Origin of the sequence: Halorussus amylolyticus (assembly GCF_004143485.2) — an archaeon.
Taxonomy (GTDB): domain Archaea; phylum Halobacteriota; class Halobacteria; order Halobacteriales; family Haladaptataceae; genus Halorussus; species Halorussus amylolyticus.
In genome coordinates, this window is the sequence record NZ_RXOB02000032.1 from 144,339 (window position 1) to 160,072 (window position 15,734).

The 15,734-nt window shown below is 58.1% G+C and carries 15 protein-coding genes; 7 read left to right on the top strand and 8 right to left on the bottom strand.

Features of this window, described 5'->3' with window-relative positions:
* Positions 1-316: 316 nt before the first annotated feature.
* Complete coding sequence (locus tag EKH81_RS18290) at positions 317-1,003, bottom strand: CPBP family intramembrane glutamic endopeptidase (RefSeq protein WP_132060963.1); 687 nt, start codon at positions 1,001-1,003, stop codon at positions 317-319.
* A gap of 197 nt (positions 1,004-1,200) precedes the next feature.
* Between EKH81_RS18290 and EKH81_RS18295 the strand changes: the two genes are divergently transcribed.
* The gene (locus EKH81_RS18295) at positions 1,201-1,515 is read left to right on the top strand and encodes a hypothetical protein (protein WP_132060960.1); all 315 of its coding nucleotides are present in this window, start codon (positions 1,201-1,203) and stop codon (positions 1,513-1,515) included.
* A 399-nt stretch (positions 1,516-1,914) separates the two neighbouring features.
* Here EKH81_RS18295 and EKH81_RS18300 read toward each other — a convergent pair whose 3' ends face one another.
* A complete protein-coding gene (locus tag EKH81_RS18300; RefSeq protein ID WP_132060957.1) occupies positions 1,915-3,024 on the bottom strand; it encodes a transposase in 1,110 nt (369 codons plus the stop codon).
* Between the two features lie 206 nt (positions 3,025-3,230).
* Positions 3,231-4,217, bottom strand: a complete 987-nt coding sequence (locus EKH81_RS18305; protein WP_132060954.1) for a zinc metalloprotease — start codon at positions 4,215-4,217, stop codon at positions 3,231-3,233.
* A gap of 108 nt (positions 4,218-4,325) precedes the next feature.
* On the opposite strand from EKH81_RS18305, the gene EKH81_RS18310 reads away from it, so the two are divergent.
* From EKH81_RS18310 to EKH81_RS18320, 3 genes are all read left to right on the top strand, one after another.
* Positions 4,326-5,102, top strand: a complete 777-nt coding sequence (locus EKH81_RS18310; RefSeq protein WP_132060951.1) for a DUF7847 domain-containing protein — start codon at positions 4,326-4,328, stop codon at positions 5,100-5,102.
* 84 nt (positions 5,103-5,186) lie between these two features.
* Positions 5,187-5,594: a hypothetical protein gene (locus tag EKH81_RS18315; protein ID WP_132060948.1), complete on the top strand. Its 408-nt coding sequence runs from the start codon at positions 5,187-5,189 to the stop codon at positions 5,592-5,594.
* 296 nt (positions 5,595-5,890) lie between these two features.
* Entirely contained in the window at positions 5,891-7,906 is a 2,016-nt protein-coding gene (locus EKH81_RS18320; protein WP_132060945.1) for a heavy metal translocating P-type ATPase, read from the top strand.
* 139 nt (positions 7,907-8,045) lie between these two features.
* On the opposite strand, the gene EKH81_RS18325 is transcribed toward EKH81_RS18320, so the two are convergent.
* Together EKH81_RS18325 and EKH81_RS18330 are read right to left on the bottom strand one after the other, a co-directional pair.
* Positions 8,046-8,912 (bottom strand): hypothetical protein, encoded by an 867-nt coding sequence (locus EKH81_RS18325; protein WP_132060942.1) that lies wholly within the window; start codon positions 8,910-8,912, stop codon positions 8,046-8,048.
* Positions 8,909-9,490, bottom strand: coding sequence for a flavodoxin domain-containing protein (locus tag EKH81_RS18330; RefSeq protein WP_132060939.1), 582 nt, complete (start codon positions 9,488-9,490; stop codon positions 8,909-8,911). Before EKH81_RS18330 ends, EKH81_RS18325 begins: the two co-directional genes overlap by 4 nt.
* A gap of 197 nt (positions 9,491-9,687) precedes the next feature.
* On the opposite strand from EKH81_RS18330, the gene EKH81_RS18335 reads away from it, so the two are divergent.
* Positions 9,688-10,896 carry a CBS domain-containing protein gene (locus EKH81_RS18335; protein WP_132060936.1) on the top strand — a complete coding sequence of 403 codons (1,209 nt, stop codon included), beginning with the start codon at positions 9,688-9,690 and terminating at the stop codon, positions 10,894-10,896.
* Between the two features lie 176 nt (positions 10,897-11,072).
* On the opposite strand, the gene EKH81_RS18340 is transcribed toward EKH81_RS18335, so the two are convergent.
* From EKH81_RS18340 to EKH81_RS18350, 3 genes are all read right to left on the bottom strand, one after another.
* Complete coding sequence (locus EKH81_RS18340; RefSeq protein ID WP_202935212.1) at positions 11,073-12,107, bottom strand: AI-2E family transporter; 1,035 nt, start codon at positions 12,105-12,107, stop codon at positions 11,073-11,075.
* Between the two features lie 253 nt (positions 12,108-12,360).
* On the bottom strand, positions 12,361-12,789 hold the full coding sequence (locus tag EKH81_RS18345; RefSeq protein WP_132060933.1) for a DUF7539 family protein: 429 nt from the start codon (positions 12,787-12,789) through the stop codon (positions 12,361-12,363).
* 355 nt (positions 12,790-13,144) lie between these two features.
* Positions 13,145-13,525 (bottom strand): SHOCT domain-containing protein, encoded by a 381-nt coding sequence (locus tag EKH81_RS18350; RefSeq protein ID WP_132060931.1) that lies wholly within the window; start codon positions 13,523-13,525, stop codon positions 13,145-13,147.
* Positions 13,526-13,702: 177 nt separating this feature from the next.
* Here EKH81_RS18350 and EKH81_RS18355 point away from each other — a divergent pair, with 177 nt between their 5' ends.
* Positions 13,703-15,088 (top strand): permease, encoded by a 1,386-nt coding sequence (locus EKH81_RS18355; RefSeq protein ID WP_132060928.1) that lies wholly within the window; start codon positions 13,703-13,705, stop codon positions 15,086-15,088.
* 156 nt (positions 15,089-15,244) lie between these two features.
* Positions 15,245-15,700, top strand: a complete 456-nt coding sequence (locus tag EKH81_RS18360) for a universal stress protein (RefSeq protein ID WP_132060926.1) — start codon at positions 15,245-15,247, stop codon at positions 15,698-15,700.
* The last annotated feature ends 34 nt before the right edge of the window (positions 15,701-15,734 follow it).

A 15,734-nucleotide genomic window follows, 5' to 3' on the forward strand; every position in this document is an offset into this window, starting at 1 on the left:
TTAGCTGCATAAATAGTTAAAATGCGCTATACGTCTGCAATTCGCAATGTTAGTAGGTGACATCCTCCCCGCCGTAAACGGCGGGATTCTCTCCTCGCAGAAAGACAGCGAATGAACGAATAAGAACACAACCATGACCGAAATCGACCCCGTGTTTCCGATGAACGGCGTGCAGAGACTATGAGACTCGCGCCTACAGTATGCGCACGTAACGGGGACTCCTTCGCGCCAAACCCGTCTATCGAAGAGATTGATATCACAGAGGCCTCCCGCTTGGCATGGACGCAATCAAGCTTTGCCGCCGCGATGACACTATCTAAACGGATTCTAAGAGGCGAGTTACGAGCTGGACAAAGCTCCACCCACTGTTGATAAGGGCGTGTCCGATAATCGGAACGAAAAGATTCCGCCGCCATACGTACGCGGCCGTCAACAGCGCGGCAAGGGGTGTGATTAGAAGTAGTCCGCCGATGCCATGACTCCCATAGTGGAGTACGACAAAGAGAATCGCCGTAACCGTGCCCGCGAACCATGTCGAGTTCGTCACGGATTCGGTTCGTTCGAGTGCGTATCCACGATACATCACTTCCTCAGTGATTGCAGCCGTTAGTCCGACGAACAAACCGACTGTGAGTGACCGGACTCCGACTGTCCCTTCGGTACCGTTGCCACCGATACTCGACTCTAATCCTAACATTCCCACGATTTGGCTGGCCAATCCGACCGAAATCAGACCGACAACGAATAGCCCAATGCCAACAAGTACGTCCAGCCAATTCGGTTGCGTGAGACCGATAGACGAGAGGGAGTCATCCTCTGGTATCAAAACGAACCCGATGAGTAACCCGACGACCGCCCACTTGAAAACGGCCAAACCCGTAGGCGAGATTGCTGCACTGAAAAGCGTGCTCAAGACGGTCTCACCGATGTAAAATCCAAATAGCGCGATGCCGATACCCAACAGGTGCATCGGTATCACGTTCAGCCGACTGGTAGTCGTCACGATTGCCAAGAAATACCGATATAGTTATAAAAAATATTTTGATTTTAGGGAGTGATGTAGCAAGGTGGCCTTTGTAGACCGGTCGCGGAGTCTCTCTTTCAAAGTCTCAGACTCCGGTCACCACTCGGTGTAGACGATACACTCGACACTCTCGCATTCGAGGAACTTCCGTAGAAACCCTCCACCTCTATCCTCCCGTGCTCTGGGACGCGGTCGATAACCGACCAGAAGGAGTCGTCGTCCTCAAAATCCGCTCCGTCGATAGCTTCCTCGCCAACCGCGCGTTCGGCGTCGGAAAGGCCTGTGAGTTTGAACAGGCAGGGTTCTCGAACCTGCTCGGCGAACGTCTCGACATTCGGAGTAACCTTGGTTGCCTCATCTTGATACTCAGCCTCGGGTGCCGTATGGGAGTTGACCGCAACCCGATATCGATTCCGTCGCAGACAGTGATATCGTACTGTCGCTCGGGGACGAACACCGATTCGTTTCCGACCTCCTCGGCAGTCCCGTAATCGACGCCCATCTCGTACCCGTCTTGCTTCGACAATTAGTCCTCCGAGACGATAGATTTCAGACGGACCTCGTTTCCACCGTTATAGAGGCACACGGGGATACGGTCCCCGCAGACGCGATCTTCCTCAATGAGTACGATATGACGCAGTTCGATGTGCTCCACGTCAGGATTATGGAAGTTGCAAGGCTAAAACCTCGCCCTTCACAGTAGTTGCCGAATCAGATTCTCGTCGAAGTAGCGGCGACTGGGTTTGATTCGAAATCGTAGCGACCGTCGTTCTTCTGCCAGTGATAGATGCTCGAAGAGAGCGAGGGAACGCCGTCAAGCGGCGTTCCCGAGCGATACCTCTCCAGAAGACGCTCGCTAGCCGGTGTCCCGGTCAAAATGAAAGGCTAGCTCAGCCGTAGTCTGTCAAGATGAGTCGCCGAAAGATCCGCGTCGAAATCCGCGGTTTCCCCGGGCGACTCCTCCCAGCAACAAGGGTGTTTGCTAGCACCCACAAATTGTACAACGCAACGGCGAACAGAAAGTAGAACAACCGCACCGAGAACGTCGGCGACGACGTTCTCGGGAGAAAGTCACCGATCTGCCGATAGGACGTTTCTATTCCCCAGCGGCGGCGGAGCGCCGCCGCGTACGCTTTCGCTGCCGAAGCATCTACATCCAGGCTCGTGACGAACCAAACGTGTTCGGCATCGTTTGAACGGTGCGGAACCGCGAACACCGTGACATCGACCGACGCTGTCGGCGGACGCTTTCGCTGCATCGTGTATGCATCGACGACCGTCTCAGCGCTGGCGCTGAGACGGCCTTTCATTCCACTACTCGGGCGAGCGCGGACGATGTAATCAACGCCCAGTTGTTCCAGCTCGGAAACGACGTGGACCTGATAGAACCCACGATCGAGGTAGACGTGTCGAATCGAGACGTGCTCACGAGCCGTTTTGAGGAGAGAGCGAACGGCTTCGCGCTTGGCGCGGAAGCCGTTCGCGTCCATCGGCACCATAGCAAGTGTAAATCGAGTGCGTGGAGCAACGATACAGAGCGTTCCGAAGCAAAACGCTCTGTTCGTTCCGAGGTCGGGATACGTCGTTATCACGTGGTCAGTGTCGGCTGCCCCGTAGAATCGCCACCCATGCAGATCGATGGCGACAGCGACGGACGTGGGAAGTTGCCGCTGTGATCGGAGAACTTCGAAGAGTCGATCCCGGACGCCATCGAACTGGTCGTTGATGGCGTCCGTCGAGAGGTTTCGCAAGTGGTATAACAGCGATTTTGCGAGGGGATTCCGAGCAGTGGACGTGATGTCCACGTGCTCGTCACGATCCAGTTGAAGCATCTTTCCACCTGTATTTTCGAACTCTTGATCGAAGGCGATCCGAGAGAGGATTTCGAGAAAATCCTCTCTCGTGTACTTTCCGCACGGTTTGACGCCGAATTCCAATGCGGGAAACAGAAGTGTTGAAGCGGCCCGACTGGCTTGTTTTGCTTCAGTTGTCTCAACCATAGCGAGGCAAGACCCTGAAACAAAATGAATCTCAATTAGGTTCGGCAACTACTGTTTAGGGCGGGGAGGATGTCAACACGAGAGGCAACGAGCAGGTACTTTCGAGCGCGCAGGATTACGACGCCATCGGCCTCGAGCGCACACCGTTGGAACCCGCTGCATCCGAGTGACGAGGCCGCGTTGCAACCTAGCCAAGAGTGGCCAAGTCAGTACTTTTCGCCCGGAAGGCCGAGAGCGTCGGCGAGTGCCTCGCCATCTCGAATCTCTAGTTCATCAAGGTCATCCAGCGCATCTTGGGAGTCCTCGTGGTATCTCTCTGCTTCATCATAGTTGCCCGCCTCTACCTCCTCAGACGCTCGTTTCATGAGCGATGCAGCATTCCGTTCGAGTCCGACGAACTCCACAACCTCCTCACATATTTTCGTGGCCTCGGTAGCCCCGATATTCTCCGTTATGCTCACCGCTTTCTCGAAGCGAGTCAGTCCTTCCTCGTACTTTCGGACTGCATTCTCAAATTCAGCAGCAGCACGGTCGTACGACTCGTCGTTCCACCCGTCGACGCCCACACCCCAGTAATCTACCCCTTCGTTCCGGTCGTTGATTCCATCGCCGTAGAGTTCGAGTATCTCTATCTTTTCGTCGTAACCGGGCACTCGGTCCTCGATGTCGTTCGACATGAATTCTTGGGGCTCGTCGTCGTGGTCAAGACCGAGCGTGTGTCCGAGTTCGTGTTTGATGGTCTCGACCGTTGGTTCGTCCTCGTAGCCGTCGACGATTTCGACCTCCGAAGTGTCGGGTGCCCGGTCCGTAATGAGAGGTGCGCAGCCGACCGTCTCGTCGTCGTGGTCGACCTCGCCACAGTTTGGTATCTCGTCGACGAGTCGGATGAGGATATCCGGGTCGTCCTCGTTCGCCTTGAGCTGATACGCTATCGTGTGGTCGGTGTATGTCTCGCTGTTCTGCTCCCAGTATTCGAGGCCTTCACTGACCAGGTCCGAGAACCCGTGACGAGCGTTCACCTCCTGTTCGTACGCGACGACTACTGTGTCCTTTCCCCACGGATTCTGGGGTTCCTCGGTCGCCGTGTCCGTACTGTCGTCTTCCGAAGCCCCAGTATCGCCAGCGTTGAGACATCCCGCGAAAAGACCGACCGCCCCCGTTCCTACGGCCGTGAGAAGCTTTCGTCGTTCCATAATTCGGACTATTACCAGGGATACAAATAGTCACCGCAGTCCCCGAAGAACCTACCAGAACATCGACTACCAGCCTTTTATACTTAGCATCGCGTCGATGAGATACGCATGTCAATCGACACCGGACGTGTCGTGAGTGAGGGGTACGAGCGGACCACGGCACGAAACGGGTTACTGTTCGTCGGTATTTTCTATCTGATTTCTCTCCTCAACGGATTGTTCTCGCCTGCCCCCGCTCAACAGTCCATGCTTCCAGACCCGATAGCTGGCCCGGGTATGGGGCCTGTTCCAGCAGAAGGAATGCAACCGTACGCACCATCGTTGGGTCTCTCGCCGGTGGTCGCGTCTCTCCTCTCGCTCCTCCTCGCGATTGGCTCCATAGTCGTTACCCTCGGAGCATTACGGACGTTCGTGAGTGAAGAGACGGAGCAGGTCCCCCGAGAGAATTTCAGACACAATCTGCTGTGGGCGGGGGTGAACCTCGTCATCGGAGGCATCATCTTCGGAATCGTCGTCGCCATCGGATTCGTCTTTCTCATCATTCCGGGACTGTTCCTCCTCGTGAGCCTCTTCTTCTGGGAGATTTACGTCGCCGTCGAGGATGAGAACTTCATCGAGGGGTTCCAGAACAGTTGGGGGTTGACCGGCGGTCATCGGCTTCGGTTGTTCGGACTCGGGGTTCTCGTCGTGTTCATCGCGATAGTAGTCAGCATCGGCTTCGGAATCCCAGGAATCTTTCTCCCTGACTTCCTCGGCTTTCTGATCGCAGAGCTCGGTTCAGCGTTTATCGGCGTCTTCTTCCTGGCCGCGACTGCACAGGCGTACAACCAACTCGTTGCGATGGAGACCGGGCCGCGTGCTGAAGCGTACGAAGAGGGTTTTTGACGGAGGGCACCCTCGTTCGTCTGTCAAGCCTCCAAACCGAATTCCACCACCATAGGTAAATCTGTATAGGTCGTACAGTAGCGTATGATACGGAAACACATCGGCGTCCTTGGAATCGTTACAGCACTGTTTCCGGATGGTATCGTCGCGCTTTTTGAGAGATTCGCTATCGCCAATCCTGCCGAAGGCACTCTTAGGTCATGGGTCAACCCTGCGATACGGTCAGAAGGGGTTTTGGTAGCCGTGATATCCCTACTCGGCGGCCGTTCGTATGCTTGGATGATGACCCTCACCGGTGCATTCGGTGCGGTTATCTTCCTGTTTCCTGACCTGTATCGCAAATTCGCGACCATTCTCCTCTATGAGCGCCCGGACTCTATCGAATGGAACGAGCGCTTTACCTCAGGTGTACGGATTATCGGGGCAATATACGTCTTTTTAGCGGCCAAGACGTACAGAGACCGCCGCAACGAAACTCAGAATCGCCGTTGACGGCATCGGCCTCGTGAACGTTCCATAAGAGTACCAGCCAGTTCATGAGAAGCGGCAGCTCACGTTGGCCTCCACGTTGAAGCACATCCGGAGTAAATAATCCGGTAATGGACGACCAACCCCAAACATCGAACGACGATAGTGACCATACGCATCACGTCGGGGACTCTGACAACGGGCACGATGAGAGTCGGAGTGAGCAATCGCTCCTCGAAACGGAGGCTGAATCCCAGCCGACCCACAAAGCGGAACACGGCACACACAATCAACACGATGGACATGACGGCCACGGCGGAATGCACGAGGGCCACGAGCAGATGTTCCGCCAGCGCTTTTTCGTCTCGACGCTCCTCTCTGTTCCCGTTCTTCTGTACAGCGAAACGCTGCAGGAGTGGCTCGGATTTTCCGTCCCGACGTTTCCGGGCAGCGAGTGGATCAACCCCGTATTCGCGGTGATCGTCTTTGCGTACGGTGGGGTTCCGTTCCTCCGGATGGCGGTCCCGGAACTGAAAGACCGGTCGCCGGGGATGATGACGCTCATCTCGATGGCCATCACCGTCGCGTTCGTCTACAGCCTCGCGAGCGTGTTCTTCCCGACGGAGTCGGCGTTCTTCTGGGAGCTTGTGACGCTCATCGACATCATGCTGCTGGGACACTGGATCGAAATGCGGTCGGTGCGGCGCGCTTCAAGTGCTGTCGACGAATTGGCGAAGCTGATGCCCGATACCGCCGAACGGCTCACCGACGACGGCGACACCGAGGAGGTCCCGGTGAGCGAACTCTCCGAGGGCGACCGGGTGCTCGTCCGTCCCGGCGCGAGCGTCCCCGCCGACGGCGTCGTCGAGGAGGGGGATTCGGACGTCAACGAGTCGATGGTCACCGGTGAGTCGAAACCGGTCTCGAAAGAACCCGGGAACGAGGTCATCGGTGGGACGATAAACGGTGACGGAAGCCTCCGTATTCGCGTCGGTGCGACGGGTGAGAAGACGACGCTCGCGGGGATTATGCGACTGGTCGAAGAAGCCCAACAGAGCAAGTCCCAGACGCAGGTGCTGGCCGACCGCGCGGCCGCCTGGCTGTTCTACGTCGCCGTCGCGGCGGCGGGTGTGACAGCCATCGCCTGGACAATCGCGGTGTCGTTCGACGCGACAGTCATCGAGCGCGTCGTCACGGTTCTCGTCATCGCCTGCCCGCACGCGCTCGGCCTCGCAATCCCGCTGGTCGTCGCGATCAACACGTCGCTGGCGGCTCGTAATGGGATGCTCGTCCGCGACCGGATTGCGATGGAGGAGGCTCGGAAGCTGGACGCCATCATCTTCGACAAGACGGGGACGCTCACCGAAGGCGAACATGGTGTCGTCGATATAGCTGCCGTCGACAGCGTCAGCGAAGACGAGGCGCTCGCGCTGGCGGCGGCCGTCGAGAGTGATTCAGAGCACATGATTGCGCGAGCTCTCCGCGAGGCGGCCGAGGAGCGAGACCTCACCGTCCCTAGCGCGGCCGACTTCGAGGCCATCAAGGGCAGGGGTGTTAGGGCGAGCGTCGACGGGAACGAGGTGTACGTCGGCGGGCCGAATCTGCTGACCCAGCTCGACAGCGAGATTCCCGAGCGCCTCCAGCGCTTCGCCGACGAGGCTGGCCAGAACGCACAGACCGTCGTGTATCTCGTCCGTGAGGGTGAGTTGGTTGCTGCCTTCGCGATGGCCGACGTCGTTCGCGAGGAGAGTTACCGCGTCGTCGACGCCCTTCACGACCTCGGCGTCGAGGTGGCGATGCTGACCGGCGACTCCCAAGACGTCGCAAACGCCGTCGCCGACCAACTGGGCATCGACACGGTGTTCGCGGAGGTCCTCCCTGGAGACAAGGACGAGAAAGTCCAAGAACTCCAAAATCAGGGCAAGCTCGTGGGAATGGTCGGCGACGGCGTGAACGACGCGCCTGCGTTGACGCGAGCTGACGTCGGGGTCGCTATCGGGAGTGGCACCGACGTCGCGGTTCAGTCGGCCGACGTCATCCTCGTCCAGAACAACCCGATGGACGTGGTTCGACTCGTCAAACTCAGCAAGGCGAGCTACCGGAAGATGCAGGAAAATATCGTCTGGGCGGCAGGCTACAACGTCTTCGCAATCCCGCTCGCTGCAGGCGTTCTTGCCCCAATCGGGATTCTGCTGTCGCCCGCTGTGGGTGCGCTTCTGATGTCGTTGAGTACGGTAATCGTCGCGTTCAACGCGCAACTGCTCCGGCGCGTCGATTTGTCTCTCCCGGAGTTCCGGGGAGTGACACCACACACTGACGCTCAGACTGCAGACTGAGAATCCTCTAATAGCTGAAAACCGTCCACGGGAAATAAATCTCCCCGAATCCGTAACGTACTATGGCCTCTCTCCACATAGCAAGGAAATGCTCTCAGCAGTCAGTCTCGATGGGGTGGGAGGCCTCAGTCCCCCTCGCTCAGTCTGTTTGTGTCTCAGCTCCGGCGTGCGTTTTGGTTGTAGCGGTACTGGGAGAGATGGCTCCGATGAAACGAATCACGAGGGCGAGGCCAGTGAGACTCAGGAGAGCGAACAGCACAATCTGGGGGAGAGGGACGGCTTGGCCATCCTGGAGCATGAATACGATCATGGCGAGGACTGCGAGCCCGAGAGTGGTGCCTTTCACGAGGAGGACGCCGGTAAAGACGTATCCCCACGCTCGCCGCTTCCAGAGGAATGCCGCCGAGAGGGCGAACGACGGGATGACGACGGCGAGGTCTAGGGATTGGATGACTGGAACAGGAAGCGTCGTCTCGGCGATGCTCGGGGGTCTGGTTCCGGCGAAGCTCGCTGGGCCGACATCGGCGAGCCACATCAGCGCCACGAATCCGGCGACGAGTGCCTGGTAACCGACGTATCCGCGAACCGGATGACCGTGGAGTGCTTCCTTCAGGTCTGTTGGGTCGATGCGGGCGATGCCGCCGACAAGCGAAAACAGCGTCAGTGCGAACAGCGCGACGTAGACGAGATAGAGTTCGTTAAAAGCGGTGAGGAATGCGTACGAGGCGTACGTGTAGAGGAGGTAGCCGGTGACGCCGAGCCAGACAACGTAGCCGCGGAGTGACCCCTTGTACGCGTAGTACAGGCCCCCAGCGAGTGCGGGGACGGCGACGACGAGCGTCAACAGGTCCTGCCCGTACAACTGTGGGAGAAGGACCTCGGCATCCCGGTAGAACTCGGGAACGAACAGTCCGACACCGGACGCCACAACCGAAAGCACGATGCTGAGCGTGGACGCCACCACGTACGGACGAGTGAGGCGTCGGGGGGTTTGCGAGGCCGTCATGCCGCCGGGTCCTCGGTTGTGTCGGCGTTGACGCCGAGACGGCCTTCGACAAACGCGGCGACATCCGCTGCGAACGCGTCGACCGCGTCCCAGTCGGTGAACTCGATGTCACCGTCCGCTTCTCGGTCCTCGGTGAGAAGGTCTTTTGCGATTTGCTTCATCATGAGACGCTTGAGGAATCCGTACTCGGAGAATCGGAGCGCGCCGCCGAACTGCCCGATTCGGTCCGGATGCCACCCGGTTTCCGTGATGAAAGACTCAACGTACCCTGCGGCCTCTTCGCGTTTCTCCTCGTTCGCCGAGGACAGTGAGACCTGGAAGAACGCTGTCGGCATCTCCGACAGGGCGTCTCGGTTCTCGGTGACGAAGCCGCGAACCTCGTCCTGGTGTTTTCCGACGTGAATCGACGCGCCCACGACGACGGCCTCGTACACCTCCAGGGTGAACGAGTCCGGTCGGTCACGTACGTCGAGCGTGCTCGCCTCGTGACCGCGCTTGCTGATTGTGGCCGCAATCCGTTCTGCTATTTTCGCCGTCTGACCTTCGCCAGTCCCATAGATTACTAGCAAGGAGCTCACGTGTTTTCACACCTCAGTAAGTGCGTTCGCCACGGCACTCAATAAATCTGCTCGGGCCCGAAATTCTGTCCGAGTCTCGGCACAGAGGTGGTTAGAGATGCGTCTTATAACTCCGTCGGCGCTCAGCATACCTCCACTTCCAAGATCAAGGTGGAACAAGCATAACCGTCCAGCGCCCTTCTAGTAGAGAGTAACACATGGATATCTCAGAGATTCTTTCGACAAAGTTCACGGAGTTCGACATCGGCACACCGCTCTCGAAGGTCACCGGGGCGTTCGAGAATCAGGAACTCGATGCCGTCGTCGTGACAGACGGCGACGAGTACCGCGGTGTCGTTAGCCGCCGACAGGTGGCTTCCTCGTCCAACCAGCCGTCTGCGAAGGTCGGCTCACAGGTACAGCACGTCCCGACCGTCGAGCGCACCGAGGATGTCCGCGAGGTTGCGCGGCTCATGATCGGTAGCGATGCCAAAACGCTCCCCGTGCTCGATGACGACCGTGTTGTCGGCGTGGTGACCGGCGATGCCGTCCTCGACGCTGTGCGTCCGTTTCTCGACGCGGTGACTGTCGAGGACGCCTACACGGCGGAGTTAATAAATGCAACTCCTGACACGACGATGGGGCAAGCGCTCAATATGCTTCGGGACGCCGGAATCGCCCATCTCCCGGTCGTCGGCGGGGGCGATCTCGTGGGAATGTTGAGCCTGTACGACGTCATCGAGTTCACGACACGAGGCGGGAGTAAGAGCCAGGGCGGTTCGTCGAGCGACTTCGGCGGCCGCGGCGGTGGCGGGCAGAACCGAGGTGGGTTCGGCGCGCGCGAGGGCGATGCCGACCGGATGCTCGATCTTCCGGTACGAAACCTGATGTCCGACGCAGTCGCGACAGTCGAGCGGAGCGCACCGCTCGACGAGGTAGTCGAGACGATGTTCGAGCGTGAGATCTCCTCGCTCGTCGTCACGGCCGACGGCACCAACGAGCCGATGGGTATCATCACGAAAACGGACGTCATCGAGGCGCTCACATGGGAGCGCGACGACCGGAACGCCGTGCAGGTGTTCGGCCTCGACCTGCTGGAGGGGATGGACTACGACGACGTCGCCGCGCTCATCGAGCGCACGACCTCGAAGTACGGTGAGATGAGCGTGATCAAGACCAGTATCCAACTGCAGGAGCACAAGGAACAGAGCCGGGGTGTGCCGCTGGTGCTGGCACGGATTCGACTGGTAACCGACCGGGGGTACTTCACGGCTGATGGAGAGGGATACGGTGCCCCCCACGCCCTCCGTCTCGCAACGAACGCAGTTGAACGTCAGCTTCTCAAGGGGAAGACCTACGGCAAATCGAAGAAGCACTCGGACGCCGACGAGCAGGCACGACTTTACGGGTGGTGGCTCGGTGGGTAATCGGGTCGATATCTATAAATAGACGAGTGCTGGGCGTGACCGGCGTGGTCACTTCCTCGCGGGTTGCGGTTTCCAGCGCGCTCATGTGGCGAGTACCTATCCATCCCGCATAGGGATGTTCGCCGACCCGTGCCCGTTCAACCGTTGATAGCTGCTTGAGTCGGAACGTTTCCTCCTTAATCATGCCGCCGTTGTGGATGGTGGGCGAATAGGTCAAGGACAACCTTCGACCCACCAAGCACGACAGGCCCGACGAACAGCCCCATCGCCCCAAATAGGACAATGCCGCCGAAGATTCCGACGACGATGACCGCTACGTTGAGCGCTCCGCTCCGGTTGATGATAACCGGACGAAGGTAGAAATCCGAGACACTGACCACGAATCCGAATACGAACAGGAGTACCGCTGCGGTGGGACGACCGATAGCGAACAGGTAGAGTGAGACTGGTATCCAGACACCGAACGCTCCGATGAGGGGGAGTAAGGTGAGGACGAATGTCGCTACGGTCAAGAATACGACTCCGGGCACTCCAAGGAGCGCCAAGCCGATTCCGAGGAGTATCGCCTGGATTCCCGCGACGGCGACGTTCCCGATAACGGACGCCCACATGAGGCCGTCAAGTTCTCTGAGCAGTTCCTCCTGCACGGGATCCGAGACGGGAACGACTGCGCGCAGCCAGGTAAGGAACTGTTCGCCGTCACGTAACAGGGTAAAGAGTACAAACATCGTCACGGTGAGTCCAATCAGCAGTCCAGGGAGACCACTAATGACGGTTAGCGCGCCGGTAGCGAGCCGTTGCAATCCCGCTGCAATTGGCTCTTGATACGTAGCATATAATAGGTCAAGATCGATCACGTACCCGATGGTTTCGAGCCTGTTCTCAATGATGTTTAGACTGAGCTCTTCCTCTTGGATGACCGCTATGAGCCCCAGTCCTTGCTGAATTGCGATTGTGAGGATGTAGGCGACTGGGACGAAAATCGCGAAAATCGAAACCGCGATGAGCGTGATGGCAGCCATCGTCGGACTCACATATCGCTCCAGACGCTGTTGTACGGGTGCAAGAACGTACGCCAGTACGATAGCGAGGAGAACGAATTGAAGCTGTGTGAGAACGATGAGACAAGCGAGAATTCCGCTGCCAATTGCCATCATCGATAACCCAATACGATCCAGAAACCACGGTGGCTGCGTGTCTTTCTCAGTCATTGCTTCGTGTAACACCCTCCTTGGTAATGCGACTTTTGTACAAACGTTATACGAGCCCACCTACAAGGTCATCCCTCCCCCGTATCGTGGTGGTTACCGAGATGATCGCGCGTTCGAAAGATTCCGGAATGTATCTCCATCGAGTTGCATTATTACACGGGTATACGCTGTTCTGAGCGCTGTCGGCGGCGGGATTTTCTCGCTGAATCAAGATAGATGCGTGGAATCACCCGAAAGTAGATCTGATCGGGACTTACCGCTGGGTTTGCCGGACGAACTCGTCGAGTTCGTCCTCGATAAGTGTCGCGACACGCTCGCTGTATGTCCAGAGTGCTGCGTTGAGTCGCTCTTCGGTCTCGTCGTCGAGTTCGTCCCTCCCACGGAAAACGGAATCTTTGGTGATCTGTGGGTGGTACACGCAGACCACTCCGAGTGCGGTATCCGAGCTCGAGGTTCCCGCCGTGTGGATTCCGTACTGATCGGTCCCCCATACACCATCGCCGCCCTGTCGCTCCAATTCGGAATCGAGCGAATCGAGAAGTTGCACCTCTTCGGGCGAGAGGATGGAATCGTCGCCTTCGAACAGTTCAGCGTACGCTTCTCTCCGGGCACTCTTCGTCCACTGGTCCAACTGGGAACGCGCCCGTAGTACGAGCTGTCGTTCGTCTGGAAACTCAGCCATGGTCCTATGTGGACGGCTGGGGCAATCAACGTTCGTGCGGCGACTCTAGTTGATGCATGTGGTGGCGATGAGAACTGGCCACAGAAGTTGAGACTGGCCGTGTAGAAGGGGCATTCCAAGTTGGTGGGTGCTCGATCCGTGACTACTCGAAGGAAAGTCGGAGCAACTCCGGAAGCGTCGCCCACGGAACGAGGGGTCAGGCACCGGATTCGTGGCTACTGCGACCAGACAGAGTCTCATTCCGACGAGTAGTCCGTACAGCCCACCGTCGTATATCGGTCGAGCCAATCAGGGAACGACAGTTGCGCTGTCGTGGGACGATGATCGGATGCCCTCGTCATTCCTCAGATTGGTTTCAACGTAACTCCGTGTCGCGTTCGAGTGCCGCTCGTCGCTGCTCGTATTCCTCGTCGCTCAACTCACCGCGAGCGTACGCGACCCGGAGTTCTTCGAGCGCCTGGCCCGAGTCACCCTCACTGCCCGTTACCACCCTGTAGAGGAGGTAGCCACCGCCGATGAGAGCAGCCAGGAACAGGAGCTGCATCACGGCTCCGACGATGAACATCCAACTCGGCGTTGTTCCGTCGCCCCACATTCCACCGCCCCACGTACCTCCCATCATCGACCCGAATCCCATCATCCCGAAGCCCATGAAGAACATCGGGAAGATGACGAACGCACCGATGATAATGAGGAGAGTCGCGACCAGTCGTGTGTTGTCCGTATTTTCAGACATATGTTCCCTCCGTAAATCCGTCTCTAGTATCACGTACGTGGTCACGGTTCAATGCGATTGTGCCTTAAAATCCTCTGAGAGTTCCCCGGTAAAATTTTGAATCCACAGCGAGATAGCCCCTGGAGAGAATTATATTAAGAACAACTGCAATAGATGGTCCCCACGATAGTACAATGTATGCAGGCGACGATGATCGAGGGAGTCTTCGAAGCTCTCCGTATCGGTGTCGGATTCCTCTGGACGGCGGCGTGGGCGATTATTATGGGCCTCACGGTCACGAGTCTCGTCCAAGTCTACGTCTCCAAGGAGCGAATGGCGCAGGTTCTAGGCGATGGTGACCTGAGCGGCCTCACCAAGGCGACCGCATTCGGGGCGGCGAGCAGTGGCTGCAGTTTCGGGGCCGTCGCCATCGGAAAGGGATTGTTCAAAAAGGGAGCACACGCGGTGAACTTTCTGGCATTCATGTTCGCGTCGACGAATCTCATCGTCGAGCTCGGGTTGATGATTCTGATTCTGCTGGGCTGGGAGTTTCTTCTCGCGGAACTACTCGGTGGTCTCATTCTCATCGCCGTCATGGCCGTCATCGTCCACATCACGCTCCCTGAGAACCTCTTCGACGAAGTTCGGAAGACGCTCAACGAGCGCGACCGCGAATCGGGTGTTACGGAGGACCCTACCTGCGGGATGGAGGGGAAAGACGAGTACACGCTCACGACCGACGGCGGTGAGACGCTCAAATTCTGCTCGGAGGGCTGTATGGAGACCTACCGCCAGGAGACATCGAGCCGTGGCGGGTGGCGCGACGAACTACTGTCGTGGGGTGGCTGGTACAAGCTTGGGAATCAGTACCGCAAGGAGTGGTCGATGATCTGGAAGGACGTCATCGCGGGCTTTCTTATTTCCGGGTTCGTCATCGTCTTCGTCCCCCAGTGGGTGTGGAACACGCTGTTCATCCAAGGCGATGGCCTGCTCGTGACGGCAGAGAACGCGATTATGGGTGTCACCATCGCCGTCCTCAGTTTCGTCGGCAGTATGGGCAACGTCCCGTTCGCCGTTGCCCTCTGGGGCGGCGGAATTAGCTTCGCTGGCGTCATCGCGTTCGTCTACGCCGACCTCATCACCATTCCCGTGTTGAACGTCTACCGGAAGTACTACGGCTGGAATATCATGCTGTATATCCTCGGCGTCTTCTTCGTCACGATGGCGTTCACCGGCTTCCTCATGGAGTTGCTATTCGACGCCTTCGGTATCGTTCCGGATCTAGCCGGTGGCGAGACGGCGACCGACCAGACGTACTTCGAACTCAACTACACGTTCTACCTCAATCTCGTCGCCTTCGCGCTCTCCGGGGTCCTGCTGTACGTCTATCGACGCGGCCTCGGTGCACCAGGCCAGTACCGCGACCCCGTCTGTGGGATGCGGACCGACGACAGCGAACCGTCGGTGACACACGGCGACGAGACGTACTACTTCTGCTCACAGACCTGCAAGGAGACCTTCGAGAAGAATCCAGACGAATACGCCACCGGGCATCCGATGGTGATGGAGGGTCACGACCACTAACGGCTGTTTCCTCGAAGATTCGCACCTGTACAGTGAATCGCCATTGGTTCCCATTTGGGCTAATCTGAGGACTGCAGCGTCTCGGACGGGGTCGCGCGCCTCCTTAATACCCGGAATCAGAACGGTTTTATTGTATTGTCTCCGATTTCCGAGTGAATGTACGACCGAATCCTACTTTCGACGGACGGCACGGTTGCGTCTGAACGGGCTGAGGCACACGCCCTCGACCTTGCAGCCGCGCACGATGCTGTTCTCCACGTGCTCTACGTCGTCGACGAGGATGTCGTGACTGCGTACAGCGGCGACGAGTACGTCAACGAAGCCGAAGGCCCCGAACACGGCCTCGAAGAACACGGGGAGGAGACGCTTTCAGAACTCCGTCGCCGAGCATCGCAGGCCAGCGTCGACGTCGAAACGGCGATGCACCACGGTCGCCCCGCCGAGACCATCGTTGAGTATGCCGACGACCACGACGCAGACTTGCTCGTGCTCGGAACCAAACGCCGCCCGGAAGAATACCGTACGCTTCTCGGGAGTGTCACCGACCGAGTCCTTCGATTGACGACCCGGCCAGCGACAGTCATAAAAACTGAAGTCAGTGAACAGCACTGAGGTAACCGGTGACCGCCGTCAGTGCCGCACGCGT